The sequence below is a fragment of the Chitinimonas sp. JJ19 genome, assembly GCF_036961565.1.
Classification (GTDB): Bacteria; Pseudomonadota; Gammaproteobacteria; order Burkholderiales; family Chitinimonadaceae; genus Chitinimonas.
In genome coordinates this window covers 145,285-164,446 of sequence record NZ_JBAMDD010000010.1, presented here as the reverse complement: position 1 = coordinate 164,446, position 19,162 = coordinate 145,285, and the positions used below count along the sequence as shown (strand labels likewise).

Below are 19,162 nucleotides of genomic sequence, written 5' to 3'. Positions count from 1 at the left end.
GGGCTAAGAGCCTGTTCAAAGTCTTTTCGCCGCGTCCGGCGCGCGGCGAAAAGACTTTGAACAGGCTCTAACACCTAAGCCGGGCACGCGCTTGGTCCGCCGCATTCTGCAGGCTTGCCGACATGCCGTTCAGCCAGCAGCTACGGCCCTTGCCGGATAAACCTGTATAGTGTCGGACTGTGCTCCGTTTAGGCAGTGTTGCGCCGTACGCCGCAACACCGCGCTGTGCCGCGCACACGGGCTGATTTAGTCCGCTTTACAGGGTTCTTCCAGCAAGCTCGGTTTCTACGCGAGGCGAGGCGCGAATGACTATTTTCAATGCTGCATAGGCTTGCTATGCGCAGAAATGGTTTTCACGAGTAACGCCGCCTCGGAACGAAATGGTCGTCACCGTCAGGTGCCCGCCCATCTCGGCCTACCCCTTGAGGGTAGGGCGAATCGAGGTTACCGGAGTGCCCTACAGTACCCTATCCCCCACCGAGGCGGCTTGCCTCGGCACTGGAGTAATGCATGGCCAAGGAAGAACTGATTGAAATGGAAGGTACGGTATCGGAAGTCCTGCCGGATACCCGCTTTCGCGTGAAACTGGAAAACGGCATGGAGCTGATCGCCTACGTTTCGGGCAAGATGCGCATGCACCGCATCCGCATCCTCGAAGGCGACAAGGTGACCGTAGAACTGTCGCCCTACGACCTGACCAAGGCCCGCGTCAGCTTCCGCCACAAGGATGAGCGCGCAGGTGGCGGCGGTGGTCAACGCCGTCCTGGCCAGTTCAACCGGCGCTAAACCGCCAGTTAGATGGTCACGCCAACGGCACCCCCAGGGGTGCCGTTGTGCTTTTGGCAGGCGTCCGCCCCCCCAGGCACCACTATGCCCTGGCAGACCAGGATGCCATCGAGGGTGCGCCGAATAGACAGCTGCGGGCATTTTGTCGCCACCGTGCATGCCTTCTCGCGCTGTCCCCGTTAGAATCGACCACCCTTCCCGAGCCACCACGGTATTCCCGGCATGCCATTATCGCGGCTGATCGCCCAGTTTATACGCCAGCATTGGCGCCCCTATGTGCTGTCGGCCCTGATGCTGATCGGCGTAGGCCTATTGACCGTCTTCATCCCCCGCCAGGTTGGGGCCATCGTCGACGGCCTGGTGGCAGGCCAATTGCATGGCAATGCCCTGCTCTGGCAACTGGGCAGCCTGCTGCTGGCCGGCATGGGTATTTACTTTCTGCGGGTAGGCTGGCGCTTGCAGCTGTTTGCCGCCAGCTACCAGCTGGGTGTGCAACTGCGCACCCAGCTCTACCAGCGGCTTAGCCTGCAAGGCCCCAGCTTCTACCAGCAACAGCGTACCGGCGATCTGATGGCCCTGGCGACCAACGATGTCGATGCCGTGGAAATGGCGGCCGGCGAAGCCATGCTGGCCGGGTTCGACGGCACCCTTACCCTGCTGATGGTACTGGCCATGATGACAGTCGGTGTGGACTGGCACCTGGCCGCTGCCGCACTGGCTCCCTTCCCGTTGATGGCGCTGGCTTTCTGGTATATCTCCAACCAGATACATCGCGCCAGCCATGACTCGCTTACCCGCTTCTCCGACCTGAACGACCACGTACAGGAAACCCTGGCGGGGGTGCGGACCTTGCGCGCCCTGGGCCTGGAGGCACGTAGCGCACAGCAGTTCAGCGAGCTGGCCGAGCACGCCGCCGAGGCCAGCCTGCGGGCGCAACGCTGGGAAGCCGCCTATGAGCCCGCCGTGGGCCTGACCCTGGTTGCCGCCGTCGGGCTGACGCTGGGCGTGGGCGGCTATCTGGTCTGGCAAGGCGAGCTGACCGTGGGCCTGCTGACTGCCTTCAGCATGTATCTGGGCCAACTGATATGGCCCATGTTTGCCGCCGGCTGGGTCATGTCGCTGATAGAGCGCGGCCGCGCAGCCTGGAGCAGACTGCAACCGATACTGGATGCCCCGCTCACCATTACCGACACCGGCAAGGTGGCCCAAGTCGAGCCTGGCCCGCTGCGGCTCGATGGCGTGCAATTGCGTTACCCAGGCCAGCAGGCCGAAGCGCTCAACGACATCAGTTTCTGCCTGTTGCCTGGCCAGACCCTGGGCCTGGTCGGCCCCACCGGGGCGGGCAAATCCAGCATCGTGCGACTGATACTGCGCCAGTACGCCCAGCGCAACGGCAGCCTGTTCTGGGGCGGCCATGCCCTGGCCGACTACCAGCTGGAAGCCCTGCATGGCGCCATAGCCTGGGTGCCGCAGGAACCCTTTCTGTTTTCTGCCAGCGTGGCCGACAACATCGCCTTGGCCAAGCCTGATGCCAGCCGCGCCGAGATCGAGCAGGTTGCCCGGCTGGCCTCGGTGCACGAAGACATACTGCGCTTTCCGCAGGGCTATGACACCCCTGTGGGCGAGCGTGGCGTCACCCTCTCGGGCGGCCAGCGCCAGCGTGTGGCCATCGCTCGCGCCCTGCTGGCCGATGCCCCCCTGCTGCTGCTGGACGACGCCCTGTCTGCCGTCGATACCCAGACCGAAACCGACATCCTGGGCCACTTGCGCGACCAGCGCCTGAACCGCACCGTCATCATTGTCAGCCATAGGCTCAGTGCCGTGATGGATGCCGACCAGATACTGGTGCTCAAGCATGGCCGGATTACCGAAACCGGCCACCACGCCGACCTGCTGCTGCAGGATGGCTGGTACGCCAGCCAATGGCGCTATCAGCAACTGGAGGCCAGTCTTGACGCCCTCTAACCCGCTCTCCGCCACCAATACCCGGCAGGCCGTTGCCTTGCTGCGGCAGGCCGCAGCGCCCGAGCATCGCCACCTCTGGTGGGGCTGCTTCTGGCTGATTGTTGCCGCCGGCCTGGAAGCCCTGGGGCCCTTGCTGGGCAAGTATTTCATCGACCAGTACCTGCTGCCCAGGGTGCTGGACTGGCCTGCCATCAGCGGCCTGCTGATCAGCATCCTGCTGACCGGCTGGGTAGCCAGCGTGCTGCGCTACCTGCAGCTCACCCGGCTGGCTGGCGTAGCCATGCGCTCGGTCAAACGGCTGCGCGAGCAGGTCTACGGCCATGTGTTACGGCTACCCATGGCCTTTTTCGACAAGGCCATCACCGGCCAGTTGGTCAGCCGCGTCACCAATGACACCGAACAGGTCAAGAACCTCTACGTACAGGTGCTGTTCGTCATGCTGGACAGCAGCATCGTGGTGCTGGGTGCACTGGTTGCCATGGCCTGGCTGGATTGGCGCCTGATGCTGATCGTCATCGTGCTGCTGCCTGCCGTGGTCATCATCGTCTGGTTCTACCAGCGCTTCAGCGCACCGGCCGTCAGCCGGGCCCGCGAGCTGCGCAGCGATATCAATGCCCAGGTGGCAGAGAGCATCGCCGGCATGGCGGTACTGCAGGCCAGCAATGCCGAAAGCCGATTTGGCCTGCGCTTCGGCGAGACCAACCGGCAGCATTTCCGCGCCCGCATGGCTGAGCTGCGTGCCAATGCCTGGCTGCTGCGGCCCATGCTGGACCTGCTCAACGTCATCCTGCTGGTAGTGGTGATTCATAGCTTCAGCCAGCGGGCGCTGGGCGGACTGGAGGTAGGTATCCTGTATGCCTTTGTCAGCTATATCGGCCGGGTGGTAGATCCGCTGATCCAGATTACCTTGCAGTTCAGCCAGCTGCAGCAAGCGGTCGTGGCCGCATCCAGGGTCAACACCCTGCTGCAGGAGCAAAAACCCATGCCCCAGGGTGGGCACGCCCGCATCAGCCACGGCGAGGTAAACATCAGCGCACTGGGCTTCGGCTACAGTAGTGACAACCCGGTGATACACGATCTCAGCCTGCACATAGCGGCAGGCCAGTTTGTTGGCATAGTCGGCCACACCGGCAGCGGCAAATCCACTCTGCTCTCGCTGCTGCTGCGGTTTTACACCCAGCAACAGGGCCAGATCACCATAGACGGTATCGAGCTGCAGCAATTCAGCGACGATGATTTCCGTGCAGACGTGGGCCTGGTGCCGCAAGACCCCTTCCTGCTGGCCGCCAGTGCACGCGAGAACATCGCCATGGGCAGGCCGCTCAGCAACGCAGAAATCGAAACCGCCGCCCGCGCCGCCCGTTGCCACGACTTTATCCTGGCCTTGGAGCAAGGCTACGACACCTCCCTGGGTGAGGGCGGTGCCCGCCTATCTACCGGGCAGAAGCAGTTGATTGCCATTGCCAGGGCACTTGCAGGCAAGCCACGCATCTTGTTCCTGGATGAAGCCACCGCCCATATCGACAGCGAAACCGAACAAGTGGTGCAGCAAGCCCTGACCGAGCTGCGTGGCAAGGTCACCGTCATTGCCATCGCCCACCGGCTTTCCACCATACGTGACGCGGACACCATTGTGGTGCTGAATCACGGCCGCATTGCCGAGCAAGGCCAGCACGAGACCCTGATGGCCCATGAAGGCGGCATCTACCAGCGGCTCTACCTGCTGCAGCAGCTGGGCGACTAGCATGCTGCAGACCCTGGGCCTCTACCTGCTCACTGCCGTGGCCGAGATACTGGGCTGCTTTCTGCCCATGCTGTGGTTGCACAAGCGCGGCCCGGCCTGGTTGCTGTTGCCGGCAGCGGCCTGCCTGGCCCTGTTCGTCTGGCTGCTCAGCCTGCACCCGGCCGCCAGCGGCCGCGTCTATGCAGCGTATGGTGGGGTTTACGTGGCAACCGCGCTGGCCTGGCTATGGCTGGTCGATGGCCTGCACCCCACCGTTTGGGATTGGGCCGGCGTCGGCTTGGTACTGGCCGGTGCCACTGTCATCATCCTGGCCCCGCGCGCATGAACTACCACCACCCCATCCTCTATCGCGACGAGCGCCTGGTCGCCATCCACAAACCCTCGGGCCTGCTGGTACACCGCAGTGAGATAGACCGGCACGAGACCCGCTTTGCCCTGCAGGAAGTGCGCGATCAACTGGGCCAGCGCGTGCATGCCATACACCGGTTGGACAAAGGCACCTCGGGCATCCTGCTGTTTGGTCTGGATGCCGACGCTGCCCGCGCGGTATCGCAACAGTTCGAAGCCGGCACCGTCGAAAAGCGCTATCTGGCCATAGTCCGAGGCTGGCCGGACGAAGCCGGCGAAATCAACCACCCGCTCAGCCGCCAGTACGACAGCTACGAGCGCATGCCCGACCAGGTGGCGCCGCCACAGGAAGCCATCACGCGCTACCGCCGGTTGGCCACGGTGGAGCTGCCCCATAGCGTCGATCGCTATCCGCAAAGCCGCTATGCGCTGCTGGAACTGGACCCACTGACCGGTCGCAAGCACCAGCTGCGCCGACACCTCAAGCATCTGTCCCACCCCATCATCGGCGATGCCACCTATGGCAAGGGCAGGCACAATCGCCTGTTCACCGAACTCTATGGCAATACACGATTGCTGCTGGCCTGCACCCGGCTGGCCTTCAGCCACCCGGAAGGCGGTGCGCGCATCACGGTGGACGCCCCGCTGGCGGAGGATTTTGCCGCTGTCTGCCGGGCGCTGGGCTGGACTGCCTGAATTTTAGGCAGCGGCAATTCCCGCCAAGCGCTCAAGCACTTGGCTTACTTGCCCACAGGCCACCCACAGGCTTGTCCCAGCAGGGTGTGGGTCAAATTGGAGCGGGGCGGCGCAGGTAGCAGGTGGTGCCGTATTGCTCGAAGCCATGGGCCAGATACAGCTGCAAGGCCGCTATGTTAGCCGTCGATACGGTCAACTCCACCGTCTGCGCCCCCTGCTCGGCCATCCGCAGCAAGGCCCAGCGCAGCAAATGCCGGCCCAGGCCCTGCCCCTGTCTAACAGGATGCACCAGCAGACTATTGAGGTAGACCTGGCTGTCGCTGTCCGCCTCCCACTGCACCAGTCCCTGTGGCCGGCCATCGATCTCGACAAAGCCCAGTGAGCAACCCGGCAGGCTGGCCCGGTGTGCCAGCTCCGCTACCGTTGCCGGCGTCACTGGCGGCACATGGCCGGCATAGGCGGCGTTCGATAAGTCACACCAGGCTGCCATATCGTCGGCATCTCCCTGGCGCAAGGGGCGTATGGCCACGCCCAGCGATGGTGGATATTCAGCGGGTAGGGCACGGCGCAACTCGGCCTCTTCCATCTGCACCGCAAAACCCTGCTGCTGGGCAAAGGCCAGCCCACCCAACCAGCGGGCCGGCAAGGCGCACTCCAGGGGCAGCCGCCCGCCATCCATCGCCAACAGCCCCGCCATGATGGCCCGGGCCACGCCACGCCGCCGAAAGGCCGGATGCACCATGATGCGGCCATAGCGCACCATCCCCTGCGCGCCCTCCTCCAGGCCGCTATAGGCCATGCCGGCGACTTGCCCATCCAACTCCACCACCAGGAAGTCCCTGCCAGCCAGGCGGCTGGGATTGCGGGCAAAGTGCTGCCAGCGGGCCATGCTCAGTACATTGACATCGGCATCCACTGCGGCGCAGGCCGCAAACAGCGCCACGATACCCGCGTCGTGCAGGTCGGCTTGGTAGGCAATCACTGGAATCATGGCGCGGGAGCCTAGCATAAGTGCGCAGGCAGGCGCACACACACCCGGCCCAGCTGCCTGATTTTTAAGCAGCACAGAAAACACCTGCGGCGTCAGCCACTTGCCCAATTTGTCCACAGTTGCCACACAGGCTTGTCCCGCCATACTGTGGAAACAACCGGCCTTAGCACCGGCCTGAATACCGCAGCCCTGCTGGCAGTCGAGGTTTGCACCAGCGCTCATACGGCGGCTAGGACAAGCCACGCCTTGCCTATTTTTTAGGCATTACCAGAAAGCCTTCTACCTTCAGGCACTTAGCCTATTTGCCCACAGGCCACACACAGGCTTGTCCCGCGTCGGTGTGGAAACACCGAGGCATTATCCCCAGCGCACCGGCCGCAGCCTCGCTGGCGGGCTGGTTTTGCCGCCTGATGGCGCACCGGGCGGCCAAATGCGCCATCTGCCTGTTTTTTAGGCAGGCAAGGAAAGCTGCATTCCCTCAGTCACTTATCCCGCTTGCCCACAGGCCACACACAGGCTTGTCCCGCAGCTGTGTGGAAACACCTGGGTTTTATCCCCAGTGCACCGGCCGCAGCCCCGCTGGCGGGCTGGTTTTGCCGCCATATAGCGTACCAGGCAGTCGAATGCGCTGACTGCCTGTTTTTTAGGCAAGCCGGGAAAGACTCCTTCCCTCAGTGACTTACCCCGCTTGCCCACAGGCCGTGCACAGGCTTGTCCCGGCTGGATGTGGAGTAATAAACAAGCGACAAGCGCGCTACATATAGTGGTCGTAAATGGCTTGATAACGCCCGCTCTGCCGCAGTTTTCCCAGCGCCTGGTCCAGCTGCGGCATCAGTTGATCCAGCCCATGCCCACGGCTGAATACCAGGTAGGTAGGCAGCATGCTCAATGGCTCGGATTGCGGAACGATATGGGTCAGTTTGAGCTGCCGTATGGTGTAGCGCCCCACATCCAGATTGCTCAGCGCAAAATCCAGGCGCAAGCGCGCCAGCTTGAGGAAATTGGATTGCTCCACGTCGACCTCCTCTATGAAGGCCCGCCCTTCCTGCCGGGCGCTTTCCAAAGTCGCCGGGAGCTTGAAACCACGCCGCACACCGACGATGGCGCTACCGCCCCGGGGAAATGCAGCCAACCTGGCCTGATGCTCCGCATGGACAAACAAGGTATAGGCCGTCACGTGCAAGGGTTCCTGCCCAAACAGCAGATAGGCGTCCCGCTCTGGCGTACGGCTGAAAGAAAAAGCGCACTGCACCGTGCTGGCCGCCCCCTTGCTCAGTTCCGCCTCCAGCCGCTTCCATGGCAGCAAGCGTATTTCCAATTGCACGCCTATGGAAGCCGCCGCCTCGCGTACGGCGTCCACATCCACACCGACGACCTTGTCGCCATCTTGCATGACATAGGGTGGGAAGGTATCGCTGTAGCAGGCCAGCTTGGCAGGCTGCGCCCCCAGGGCAGGCAAGCTCAACAGGCAAAGGATGGCAAGAAAACGGCGCATGGCGACACTCCCAGGTGAACCTTGCCATTCTATGCCGCACAGGCGGCGGACATGCCGGGAAACAGCCAGGGGCGATCCTGCGTGAGTCAAAACGGCCACCGAACCAAGCGGAGTACGCTTCTGGCTTTGTACGGGAACAGGGCGCCAGCTGCGGCCGGCCGCCCATACCAACGGTCTCGGCACTGCATGGCGCGCAGCGCGCAATAAACAGCCGTGCCGGAAAGCAAAACCCCGCCGTAGCGGGGTTCTGTTTACTTGTTGGTCGGGTAGGACACCGTCTGCACCCTGACCTGGCCTGGTTGCCAATCCCAGTGGGTACGCCAGGCTGCCAGGACGGCATTGGGGTATTCCGGCCTGCCGGTACTCCCGTTGTAACGACCCAGGGCACGATAAAGATCGCCCTTCTCGACATTCAGGTAGTGCCGCATGATGGTGCAGCCAAAGCGCAGGTTGGTGTACATGTCGAACAGGTTGTGGTCGCCCTTGCCGATAGCGCGTTGCCAGAACGGCATCACCTGCATCAGGCCACGCGCACCCACCGATGAGATGGCATAACGGCGAAAACCACTCTCGACATGGATCAAGCCCATCACCATCTGCGGATCCAGCCCGGCGCGGGTGGCTTCGTAGTGGATGGCAGTCAACAGCTTCTCACGCATGAAGTCATCGGGGATGCGCTTTTTCAGCCGCGCCGACATCTCGGTCATCCAGGCCTGTCCCTCATTGGGATTGGCAAACACCAGCCGTGGCGAGGCGCTGTCGTTGATGGAACGCTGCATGGCAGTGGCCACCGAGAACGACAGGTCTTCTTCCCGCTGGGCGCCGGCCAGGGCCGGCAGCGTCGCAAAAAGCAATGTAGAGACAAGTACTGAACGCAACATACTACGAACCATAATCCTTACTTTGAAAGCTTGCCAAGCAGGAAGCCTGTGACATCGGCCTGTGCCACCAGTTCCGTGGTGCCAGCCTGGCGCGACACGTACTCTACCTTGCCCTCCGCCAGCGATTTGTCGCCGATGGTGATGCGGTGGGGTATACCTATCAGCTCCATATCGGCAAACATCACGCCGGGACGCTCGTTGCGGTCGTCCATCAGGACTTCCACGCCACGGCCTGCCAGCTCGGCATACAGCGCATCTGCGGCCGCCTTGACAGCCTCGGAACGCTGGTAGCCCACCGGCACAATGACCACGGCGAACGGCGCCATGGCCGTGCTGAAGCGTATGCCCTTGTCGTCGTAGCTCTGCTCGATGGCGGCACCGACGATGCGGGACACGCCTATGCCATAGCAGCCCATTTCCATGGGCTTGAGCTGGCCTTCGCTATCGAGGTAGTTGCAGCCCAGGGCGGTAGAGTATTTGGTGCCCAGCTGAAAGATGTGCCCCACTTCGATGCCACGGCAGATTTCCAGCACGCCGCGACCATCGGGCGAGGGATCGCCGGCCACCACGTTGCGGATATCAGCCACCAGATCCGCTTCCGGCAGATCGCGGCCCCAGTTCACACCGGCGGTGTGGAACTTGGGCTTGTTGGCACCCACCACAAAGTCGCTCATGGCGGCGACTGTGCGGTCGGCAATCAGCTTCACCTTGCTACGATCAATACCGACGGGTCCCAGGAAGCCGGGTGGGCAGTTGAAGAAGGCCCGTATTTCTTCCTCGCTGGCAAAACGGAAATCGGCCAGGCCATCGAGCTTGCCTACCTTCACCTCATTGAGCGAGTGATCACCGCGCAGCAGCAGGATATGCAACTGCTCATTGGCCATCAGGGCGATCAGCTTGACGGTACGCTGCAGTGGCATGCCCAGCAACTCAGCCACGGCTTCGCAGGTGGTCTGCTTGGGCGTATCCACATCACGCATGGCTTCGGCGGCAGCGGCGCGCGGCGCGGTCGGCGCCATGGCTTCGGCGGCCTCCACATTGGCGGCAAAGTCCGAATCCGGGCAGTAGGCCAGGGCGTCCTCGCCTGACTCGGCCAGCACATGGAACTCCTGCGAAGCATCGCCACCAATGGCACCCGAATCGGCCTTCACCGCCCGGAACTGCAAACCCAGGCGGGTGAATACCTGGGTATAGGCCTGATGCATCTTGCGATAGCTCTCGGCCATGCCCGCCACATCGGCATCAAACGAATAGGCATCCTTCATGACAAACTCACGCGCCCGTATCACGCCAAAACGGGGGCGTATCTCGTCGCGGAACTTGGTCTGCACCTGGTAGAAATTCAGCGGCAGCTGCTTGTAGCTTTTGATCTCGGTGCGGGCGATATCGGTAATCACCTCTTCGTGCGTTGGCCCAAAGCAGAAGTCGCGATCATGCCTGTCCTTCATCTTCAGCATCTGGGGGCCGAACACCGCCCAGCGGCCGCTCTCCTGCCACAATTCAGCCGGCTGTATCGCCGGCATGGTCAGTTCCAGCGCACCGGCCTTGTTCATCTCCTCGCGCACGATGGCCTCCACCTTGCGCAGTACACGCAGGCCCAGCGGCATCCAGGTATAAAGGCCAGAGCCGAGCTTCTTGATCAGACCGGCACGCAGCATCAGCTTGTGGCTGGGCAGTTCGGCCTCATTGGGGGCTTCTTTGAGGGTAGAGAGGAAGAATTGCGAGGTGCGCATCAGACGGTAGCTCGACGGTAATCGTTTGAAAGAACGCGATTTTACCGTAGGTTCTGCCGAATATTCCGTTTGAATGCAGAAACAAATACCGGCCCTGTTGCAGGACCGGCTGTTTTGTACCTTTTCTGCCGTTTTTCAGCGCTTCTTTAGCGCGTCTTCTATGCGGCTGCGTATCAACTTGTCCAGTTGTGGCTGCAGGGCACCCAGGGTTCGTTTCAGCGATTCGGTGTGCACAATGGCCAGCTGCTTGCCCAGCTCTATGCGCACCATGCGCTCCAGCTCAGGCTTGAGGCCGGCGACCAGCTCCTGCGCCAGGGCAGCCACATCCAATACGGGCGCAGGCGCCGGCTCCGCATGATCCTCGTCCAGCTCCAGGCTCAGCTCAGGCAGTTCGTCCGACACCAGCACGGTGACACCGCTGCGCGGCGACGGCGAGGCTGGTGATATCGCCGGGGCAGGTGCCGTCGCAACCGGAGCGGCGGGGGCGACTACTGGCGCAGGGGACGGCACGACTGGTGCCACCGGCACGGGCGCTGGCACCGGCTTGGTCGCAGCAACGGCAGGCGTTACCGGTGCGGGTGCGGGTGCGGGTGCGGGTGCGGGTGCGGGTGCGGGTGCGGGTGCGGGTGCGGGTGCCGGGACAGGCTGCGGCGTAGCAGCCACCACGGGTGCTGGGGCTGGCGGCGCAACAGGCGCCACCACCAAGGGCGCTGCCGGTGCAACCGTGGGTAGGGGTGCGGCAACCGGGGCGGCCCTGGGCTCTTCCGGCGGCGGGGCAAAATCGAAGTTGAGCGACAACTCAGGCATCAGCGGCCCATCCGCCAAGGGTGAGTGCGGCTGCGGCGCAGCGGGCTTGGCCTGCTCCTTGGGGAGTGGTGCGTCCAGACTAGGGATGGTCAGCTCGGGGAATTCAAAACTGGGCGTGGGTGGCGCAGACCTTGCCGCCTGCACGGGCGAAGCGGGAACCGCAGGCGGGGGGGCCACGGGTGCCGCAACCTGCGGTGCAGGCGATGCAGGCCTGGGGGACGGCGCCACCGGCGCGGCCGCCACGGGTGCGGCCACCGGCGCAGGTGCGGCAGCGCGTGTCGGCAGTGCACCCAGGCTATCCAGCGACGAGGGCAACTCGCCACGTATCTCTTCGGGGGTGAACATCAGTTCATCGCCCACCACCGGCTCCACCTGGGTCAGCACCGGAATCGCATCACTGAGATCCCCGGCATCCAGGTCGGTCAGCACCGGCACATTGGGATTGAGGCCACTGCCGCGATGGCGTGCGATCAAGGCATCCATCTTGCCTACGACAGCTGGCGGCTCGGTATCGGGGCCCAGCGAGGGAAAATCAGCCATTTGCACGACCTTGCTTGTCCATATCGGTGAACTCGACCTCGTATCCAGCCCGTTTATAGAGGGCCAGACGTTGCCGGGCAACCTCGCGCAAATCCATGTCGTCGCGCGGCACGATTTCTACGATACGCGCTATGCCGCGATCTGTGGGGACGACATGCGCCGTCCAGTTGAACACCACCTCGCGCGGCAGCAGCAGCTCGAGGCGGTGGTCTATCAGTGCAGGCGTCTGGGAGGCCAGTGCATCATCGCCCAGGCAGTGGGGGACAAAGCCCGTAGGCGGCACCTCCCACAGCAGGCGATCGATGACGCGACTGGCAGTCTCCGAATCGGTGACGATACCGGTGGCAAGCTTGCGCTTCACAGCCTTGCCCACAAGCTGGCATAGCGCCTGCTCGCGGTTGGACACATTGAAATAGAAGCTTGCCAACGGTTTCATATCACTTCTTCTTGCCAGCCGGCTTGGCAGCGGGCTTCGCCGCAGGCCTTGCGGCAGGCTTCGCTGCAGCCTTGGTTTCAACCTTGGCAGCAGGCTTGACTGCAGCCTTGGCGGCGGGCTTGGCCACTGCCTTGGTCGCGGGCTTGGCGGCCGCCTTGGCCGGTGCGGCCTTGGCTGCAGGCTTGCTGCCTGCCACCGCTGCGGCACGGGCACGCAGGAACTGCGTCAGCAGCGGCACAGGGCGACCAGTCGCACCCTTGGCCGCGCCCGACTTCCAGGCCGTACCGGCGATATCCAGGTGAGCCCAGTCATACTTCTTGGCAAAGCGCGACAGGAAGCAGGCCGCGGTGACCGAACCACCAGGACGACCGCCGATATTGGCCAAGTCCGCGAAGTTGGACTTCAGTTGTTCCTGGTATTCGTCGAACATCGGCATCTGCCAGGCACGGTCGCCAGCGGTTTCGCCGGCCGCCACCAGCTCACGACCCAGCTCTTCCTTGTTGGCGTACAGGCCGGTCACATGATGGCCCAGGGCAATCACGCAGGCACCGGTCAGGGTTGCCACATCCACCACGGCGGCAGGCTCGAAGCGTTCTGCATAGGTCAGCGCGTCACACAGAATCAAACGGCCTTCGGCATCGGTATTCAGGATTTCGACAGTCAGGCCATTCATGGTGGTCACGACATCACCTGGCTTGCTGGCATTGCCGGCAGGCATGTTCTCGCAACTGGCGACCACGGCGTAGACATTCAGCGGCAGCTTCATGGCGCCCACGGCGTGCATGGTGGCAATCACCGAGCCCGCGCCCATCATGTCGTACTTCATTTCATCCATGCCTTCGCCCGGCTTCAGGCTGATGCCGCCCGAATCGAAGGTGATGCCCTTGCCCACCAGCACGACGGGCTTGTCGCCCTTCTTGCCGCCTTCGTGCTTGAGCACGATGAACTTGAGCGGCTCGGTGCTGCCCTTGGCCACCGAGACAAACGAGCCCATGCCCAGCTTCTCGACATCGGCACGTTCCAGCACTTCCACCTTCATGCCGAACTGCTTGGCAATATCCTTGGCGGTGTTGGCAAGATGGGTGGGAGTGCAGAAATTGGGTGGCAGGTTGCCCAGGTCCTTTCCCAGGTTGATGGCGCTTCCCAGTGCCACACCGGCAGCCACACCGACGGCCGCAGCGGCTTCATCGGCCTTGGCCACCAGCACGGTCACTTTCTTGAGGCCAGGCTTGTCGTCCTTCTTGGACTTGGTGGCATCGAACTTGTAGCTGGCATCAAATGCCGCCACGGCGATTTCCTCGGCAGCCCAAGCCGCATCGCGGCCTTCAAAAGCCAATGCCAGCTCGCCACCAGCAGCCGTCGCAGCACGCACGGCTGCGCGTGCGGCATCGCGGAACTCCTTGTCGGTCTTGCCGGTGCTGACCAGCAGTACACGCTCGGCCGCTACGCCGGCCACCTTGTGCAGCAGTACACTGCTGCCTGACTTGGCATCCAGGTCGCCCAGCTTCAATATGGCGCTGAGGTGACCACCGGCCGCCTTGTCCACCAGTTGCGCAGCCGCCCCGAGCTTGCCCTCGGTGACCGACAGCGCCAATACGGCCGCCTTGTGTTTTTCGGGGCTCACGGCCTTTGCAATGATTTCCACGGTGGACTCCTGTAAGATCGCGGCTCGGCCGCTGCCAGGTATAGGCAGCGCACCCCGCTAGGTTTTTGAAACGCACTGCGGCTTATGGCCGTAGCGAGAATCAGGAAAATTCTCCCGATTTTCCGAACTAGACCGGCAAAAGTCAAAGCGCAACCCGTGCCAGCCCATTCAGCCTCCCCTTCCCTGCTACGTTCCTGCCTACCTTCAGAGCGCCTGTTCGAACGTGCCATGCTGCGCGAATTCGGTGTCATGAGCGCGGGCGTGTTCGTCGTTCTGCTCAGCATTATGATCGTAACCAGCGGTGCCAAGTTGCTCGGCCTTGCGGCCAGTGGCGGCATCGTATCCGAAGCCGTGGCCGCCTTGCTGGGTTTCACGCTGCTCGGCCTGGTGCCATGGCTGCTGTCCATGACGGTCTTCATCACCGTACTCTGGTCGCTAACCCGCGCCTGGCGCGACCACGAGATGGCCATCTGGTTTGCGGCCGGCCAACCACTTACCGCCTGGATCAGGCCGGTACTGACCTTTGCCATTCCACTGGCGCTGGTGGTGGCCATGCTCAGCCTGGGCCTCAGCCCCTGGGCCAAGCAAAAAAGCCGTGAATACCGCGAACAGTTGGCTACCCGAGACGATATGTCAGCGCTGGCGCCGGGCCTGTTCAAGGAATCCTCTCTCAGCGACCGGGTCTATTTCATCGAGAATTTCTCCGGCGTTGCGGGTGCAGCCCGCAATATCTTCGTGCAGTCCACCGCCAGGGATGGCACCCATAGCGTTACCGTAGCAGCCCAGGGCTATCTGCGCAGCCTGCCCGATGGCGAGCGCATACTGGTCATGCAGAACGGCCGCCGCTATGAGGGCATGCTGGGCCAGCCCAATTACCGCATCGTGGAATTCAATGAAGCCCGCATACGGGTACAGGAACCCGACCGGCGGGAAGCCACCACCACCAGCGAGACGCAATCCACCCTGGCGCTCTGGCATAGCGACAACCCCGAAGACAAGGGTGAACTGGCACGCCGCATTGCCAGCCCCATCAGTACGCTGCTGCTGGCTCTGCTGGCCATCCCGCTGGCCTATGTCAATCCACGTGTCGGCCGGGGTTTCAACCTTATCGTCGCCGTCCTGCTGTTTTCCATCTACCTCAATCTGGTCAACATCGCCCAGAGCTGGATCGCGGCGGGCAAACTCCCCAGCCTGATAGGCATCTGGCCGGTGCATCTGGCCATGGCCGCCATTGCCTGGGGCCTGTTCCGCTGGCGGGCCAAACCCCGATCATGAAATCGCTCTCCCGCTACCTTATTGCCGAAGTCACCCGCAGCAGCCTGTTCGTGCTGGCCGGGCTGCTGGGCCTGTTCCTGTTCTTCGACCTGATAGGCGAACTGCGCGACATGGGCCAAGGCAGCTACACCTTCAGCAAGCTGCTGGCCTATGTGCTGCTGCTGATACCTGGCCACGCCTATGAACTGATGCCCATCGCCGTGCTGATAGGCGGCATGATCGGTCTCTCCATGCTCAACCAGCACTCCGAGCTGACCGTCATGCGGGTGGGTGGCCTGTCGGTCTGGCGCCTGCTGGGCATACTGGGCATTGCGGGCTTGTTCTTCGCCCTGATCACCATGGCGGCAGGCGAGTACCTGGCCCCCACAGCTGAACGCACCGCCACCCAGTTGCGGCTGGCGGCCAAGGGACAGTTGGTCGCCCAGAACAACCGCTCCGGCTTTTGGCTCAAGGACGACAGCAGCTTTGTGAATGTGCGCGAAGTCCTGCCCGACCAGACCCTGCGCCATGTGCATGTCTATTTGTTCGATGACAAGCGGCAGATGACAGCCTATGGCTATGCCCGCTTTGGCGATTGGCAGAAATCCGAGCAGGCCTGGAAGCTGCGGGAAATCATCCTCACCAACTTCCACGGCGACAAGGTGGATGTCCAGCACATGCCCGAGTACCTCTGGCGCTCGGTACTGACACCCGACACCCTGCAGGTATTGCTGGTGAAGCCCGAGCAGATGTCGGTGCTGACCCTACTCGACTATATCGACCACCTGGCCCGCAACCAGCAGAAAACCAGTCGCTACGAAATCGCCTTGTGGAGCAAGCTGGTCTACCCCTTTGCCTGTCTTGCCATGCTGATCATCGCCCTGCCCTTTGCCCAGACCCAGCGTCGAGCCGGCGGGGTAGGCATGAAGCTGTTCATCGGCATCATGCTGGGCCTGGGCTTTTACTTCGTCAACAAACTGGTCGGGCACTTCGGCCTGCTGTATGACTGGCCGCCGCTTCTGGCCGCCATCCTGCCTTCCACCTTGTTCCTGATACTGGCGCTGTTCCTGCTCTGGTGGCAGGAACGCCGATGACGGCGGCAGGGTTGGCCAGCACCTTGCTGCGCATCGCGCTGGGCGCAAGCGGTGCAATCGTACTGTTGTGGCTGCTGCTCTACCTGCTGCAGGAGCGCCTGCTGTTCCAGCCCCAGCCCTTGGATGATGCGCAGCGAACCGCCACCGGCAGCCTTCCCGGCACCGAGACGCTGAGCCTGGTCAGCCCCGAAGGCCACACGCTGCGGGGCTGGCTACGCAAACCTGCGCAAACCGGCCCCTGGCCCTTGCTGCTGTATTTTGGTGGCAATGCCGAAGAAGTCAGCCACATCCTGGCCGAGCAGTCCGCCTGGCCCGGCTGGGCCATCGCCACCCTCAACTACCGTGGTTTTGGCGATAGCCAGGGCGAGGCCGGTGAAGCCGCCTTGCGTGCCGATGCCTTGCTGCTCTACGACCACCTGAGCCGCCGTAGCGATGTGCAAGCCGGCCGCATTGTCGCCATGGGCCGCAGCATGGGCAGCGGGGTCGCGGTGGCCTTGGCGGCCGAGCGCAAGCTCAGTGGACTGGTGCTGATCACCCCCTACGATAGCCTCACCGCCGTAGCCCAGCGGCACTATCGCTGGGTGCCGGTACGCTGGCTGCTGCGCCACCGTTTCGATTCAGCCGCGCAGGCACCGCAACGACAAGAGCCAGCCTTGTTTCTGGTGGCAGGCGAAGACCAGCTGATACCCAAGGCCCACGCCCAGCGCCTGCACGATGCCTGGCGCGGCAGCAAGATCTGGGTGGAACTACCCAACACGGGCCATGGCGACCTGTCATCCGCCCCGGCCTATGATGCCGCCTTGCGAAGCTTCCTACAGGGGATTGCTCAAGGCACCGAAGGCGCCCCCAGAAAATAGGCCAGTACAAACAAGCCCAGCATAAACAGGCTCAGGCCCACCTTGGCCACCGTACCTATCAGCAATCCCAGCCAGGTTGCCGCCCCCACCTTGCCCGCCTTCAGGGTATCGCCGCTGGCCATCCACTCGCCCACAGCGGCACCGACAAACGGGCCCAGTATCAGGCCGGGTATGCCGGCGAAGATGCCCACGATGGCGCCCAGCGTGGCCCCAATGACCGCCTGACGGCTGGCCCCCGCCTTCTTGGCGCCCCAGGCGCCAGACACGAAATCAACGACCTGCAGAATGATGGCCAGCACCAGCAACACGCCCAGCCAACCCCAGCCCAGGCGTTTGAAATCGTCCAGCCAGGCACCCAGCAGGCAACCCGCAAACAACAGCGGCGCAGATGGCAGCAAGGGCAGCAAATTGCCGGCAAAACCGGCCAGCATCAGCAGTACGGCCAGCAACCAGCCGCCGATATAGAGAAAATCCATGACAACCCATGAGCAATGCAGCCCTTACGGCTGCGACGGGGAGCAAGCATAGCGGGAATGCCTGCCCTATGCCCAGCCTCATGGTGGTGGCGCACAAATGCAAAGGCGACCGAAACCACGGTCGCCTTTTATTTGCCGGCTTGGGCCAGCAGCGGCGCTTACGCGCGCCGCCCTATGGCGGGCCTAGTGCTGCAAGCCCGCGAGAAATGCATAATCGCTATCACGTCGGCCTAGGGAACCGCGCTGTTCACTGCTTTCCAGCGCGAGGTTGTAAATACGCCAGTCGCGGTCTTCAGGGTGTATCGGGGTGCGACGATCTTGCAAGCGACGTTCCGGGCCTCGGTAGCCTAGCGTGTCGATAAAGGACTGTTCGCGCATCCAGCCTCCTTTCCTTGGCGCAGTGCAGAATACACACCGCTTGAGACCCAACTCTAGACCCGTATGGACAATTTGGCGCGGCCGTTCGTCGCGGAACCACCGATACGCGGGCCTCACTGGCAACCTTGCTAGGGCAGCTTTGATATTGCGGCTACCCGCGATCAGCACTGCCCACCTCGATACAGTCCTAATCGCCCGGCGCCCCAGCTTTTCGGCCATGGCCGGTGGCAAACCTCAATCCCTGTCCGGCGCGCCCAAGGGAAAATTCGGCCTGAACCATCGCGCCTCGTCCACCGCACGGGCGAAGGAAGGGCGGGCAAGCAGCCGTGCACGGTAGGCGCGCAGTACGGGAAACGTCTCGGCTATCCGATGTGTCCAGTCCGCATAGAACAACGACGGCGCGGCGGCGCAGTCTGCCAGTGTGAAATCCTCACCGGCAGCCCAGGTCCTGCCGGCCAATTGCCCTTCAAGCCAGGCATAGGCCAGTTCCAGCTTGCCGACAGCCTGCGCCATGCCTTCCCGTCGCTTCACCGGGTCGCCCGTCAAGGCACCATCCACGGCGTGTTGTGCCGCGTTCATGACATGCAGGTCGAAGAAGCGGTCAAGAAAGCGCACATCCAGCGCTGCGACCGGGTCAGCGGGTAGCAGGCGCACCGGCCCAGGATAGGCATGCTGCAGGTACTCGATGATGATGCTGGTCTCGGCGATGCTGCGCTCGCCATCCACCAGCAGCGGAAACTTGCGCAGGGGCCAGCGCCGTAGCCACTCGGCCGTATGCTGCGGGGTATCCGGCCCTATGCTGCGGAAGTCGAAAGGCGTGGCGTTCTCATACAGCGCCACCAGCACTTTCTGTGTATAGGAGGAGAAAGCATGACCGTAGAGCACCAGCGACATCGTGAGACCTCCCATTTTATGGAACCGCGAGCAAGCCCGCTGCATTCTGCAAGCGGCGCCGCTTGATTGTCCAATCACCGGGCCTGCCCCCTGGATCAACTCGTACCGGGCCTCATCAACCGCAGCATCCATAGCTGGAATA

At 62.9% G+C, this 19,162-nt stretch carries 18 protein-coding genes; 8 read left to right on the top strand and 10 right to left on the bottom strand.

From position 1 onward, the window contains the following. Positions 1-510 precede the first annotated feature (510 nt). The 5 genes from infA (at position 511) to V7714_RS13895 (ending at position 5,539) form a co-directional block, all read left to right on the top strand. Positions 511-786 (top strand): translation initiation factor IF-1, encoded by a 276-nt coding sequence (gene infA, locus V7714_RS13915; RefSeq protein ID WP_284198290.1) that lies wholly within the window; start codon positions 511-513, stop codon positions 784-786. 222 nt (positions 787-1,008) lie between these two features. After that, on the top strand, positions 1,009-2,751 hold the full coding sequence (locus V7714_RS13910) for an ABC transporter transmembrane domain-containing protein (protein WP_335710281.1): 1,743 nt from the start codon (positions 1,009-1,011) through the stop codon (positions 2,749-2,751). After that, positions 2,738-4,495, top strand: a complete 1,758-nt coding sequence (locus V7714_RS13905; RefSeq protein ID WP_335710280.1) for an ABC transporter ATP-binding protein — start codon at positions 2,738-2,740, stop codon at positions 4,493-4,495. Before V7714_RS13910 ends, V7714_RS13905 begins: the two co-directional genes overlap by 14 nt. Before the next feature lies 1 nt (position 4,496). Continuing rightward, positions 4,497-4,820, top strand: a complete 324-nt coding sequence (locus V7714_RS13900) for a YnfA family protein (RefSeq protein WP_335710279.1) — start codon at positions 4,497-4,499, stop codon at positions 4,818-4,820. Then, on the top strand, positions 4,817-5,539 hold the full coding sequence (locus V7714_RS13895; protein ID WP_335710278.1) for a pseudouridine synthase: 723 nt from the start codon (positions 4,817-4,819) through the stop codon (positions 5,537-5,539). Before V7714_RS13900 ends, V7714_RS13895 begins: the two co-directional genes overlap by 4 nt. Before the next feature lie 91 nt (positions 5,540-5,630). Here the strand turns inward: V7714_RS13895 and V7714_RS13890 are convergent, their stop codons facing one another. The 7 genes from V7714_RS13890 to V7714_RS13860 all read right to left on the bottom strand — a co-directional run bounded on the left by V7714_RS13890 (position 5,631) and on the right by V7714_RS13860 (position 14,067). Beyond that, entirely contained in the window at positions 5,631-6,530 is a 900-nt protein-coding gene (locus V7714_RS13890) for a GNAT family N-acetyltransferase (RefSeq protein WP_335710277.1), read from the bottom strand. Positions 6,531-7,284: 754 nt separating this feature from the next. Then, positions 7,285-8,025, bottom strand: coding sequence for a substrate-binding periplasmic protein (locus V7714_RS13885; protein WP_335710276.1), 741 nt, complete (start codon positions 8,023-8,025; stop codon positions 7,285-7,287). 251 nt (positions 8,026-8,276) lie between these two features. Further along, on the bottom strand, positions 8,277-8,906 hold the full coding sequence (locus V7714_RS13880; protein WP_290333089.1) for a lytic transglycosylase domain-containing protein: 630 nt from the start codon (positions 8,904-8,906) through the stop codon (positions 8,277-8,279). A gap of 17 nt (positions 8,907-8,923) precedes the next feature. Next, positions 8,924-10,639, bottom strand: a complete 1,716-nt coding sequence (locus tag V7714_RS13875) for a proline--tRNA ligase (protein ID WP_335710275.1) — start codon at positions 10,637-10,639, stop codon at positions 8,924-8,926. A gap of 135 nt (positions 10,640-10,774) precedes the next feature. After that, positions 10,775-11,986: a hypothetical protein gene (locus tag V7714_RS13870; protein ID WP_335710274.1), complete on the bottom strand. Its 1,212-nt coding sequence runs from the start codon at positions 11,984-11,986 to the stop codon at positions 10,775-10,777. Continuing rightward, a complete protein-coding gene (locus tag V7714_RS13865; protein ID WP_335710273.1) occupies positions 11,979-12,422 on the bottom strand; it encodes a DNA polymerase III subunit chi in 444 nt (147 codons plus the stop codon). Before V7714_RS13865 ends, V7714_RS13870 begins: the two co-directional genes overlap by 8 nt. Before the next feature lies 1 nt (position 12,423). Then, positions 12,424-14,067, bottom strand: a complete 1,644-nt coding sequence (locus V7714_RS13860; protein ID WP_335710272.1) for a leucyl aminopeptidase — start codon at positions 14,065-14,067, stop codon at positions 12,424-12,426. Positions 14,068-14,151: 84 nt separating this feature from the next. Between V7714_RS13860 and lptF the strand changes: the two genes are divergently transcribed. The 3 genes from lptF to V7714_RS13845 are packed head-to-tail and all read left to right on the top strand — an operon-like array spanning position 14,152 to position 17,272. Next, positions 14,152-15,342: an LPS export ABC transporter permease LptF gene (gene lptF / locus V7714_RS13855; protein WP_335710271.1), complete on the top strand. Its 1,191-nt coding sequence runs from the start codon at positions 14,152-14,154 to the stop codon at positions 15,340-15,342. Continuing rightward, positions 15,339-16,415 (top strand): LPS export ABC transporter permease LptG, encoded by a 1,077-nt coding sequence (gene lptG / locus V7714_RS13850; protein WP_290333084.1) that lies wholly within the window; start codon positions 15,339-15,341, stop codon positions 16,413-16,415. The genes lptF and lptG overlap by 4 nt, the downstream gene beginning before the upstream one ends. Further along, complete coding sequence (locus V7714_RS13845; protein WP_335710270.1) at positions 16,412-17,272, top strand: alpha/beta hydrolase; 861 nt, start codon at positions 16,412-16,414, stop codon at positions 17,270-17,272. Before lptG ends, V7714_RS13845 begins: the two co-directional genes overlap by 4 nt. Here the strand turns inward: V7714_RS13845 and V7714_RS13840 are convergent. From V7714_RS13840 to V7714_RS13830, 3 genes are all read right to left on the bottom strand, one after another. After that, the gene (locus V7714_RS13840) at positions 17,242-17,748 is read right to left on the bottom strand and encodes a DUF456 domain-containing protein (protein ID WP_335710269.1); all 507 of its coding nucleotides are present in this window, start codon (positions 17,746-17,748) and stop codon (positions 17,242-17,244) included. The two genes, V7714_RS13845 and V7714_RS13840, sit on opposite strands and share 31 nt — an antisense overlap. Positions 17,749-17,931: 183 nt before the next feature. Further along, positions 17,932-18,126 (bottom strand): hypothetical protein, encoded by a 195-nt coding sequence (locus V7714_RS13835; protein ID WP_284198276.1) that lies wholly within the window; start codon positions 18,124-18,126, stop codon positions 17,932-17,934. Between the two features lie 234 nt (positions 18,127-18,360). Continuing rightward, positions 18,361-19,020, bottom strand: coding sequence for a glutathione S-transferase family protein (locus V7714_RS13830; RefSeq protein ID WP_335710268.1), 660 nt, complete (start codon positions 19,018-19,020; stop codon positions 18,361-18,363). Positions 19,021-19,162: the final 142 nt, after the last annotated feature.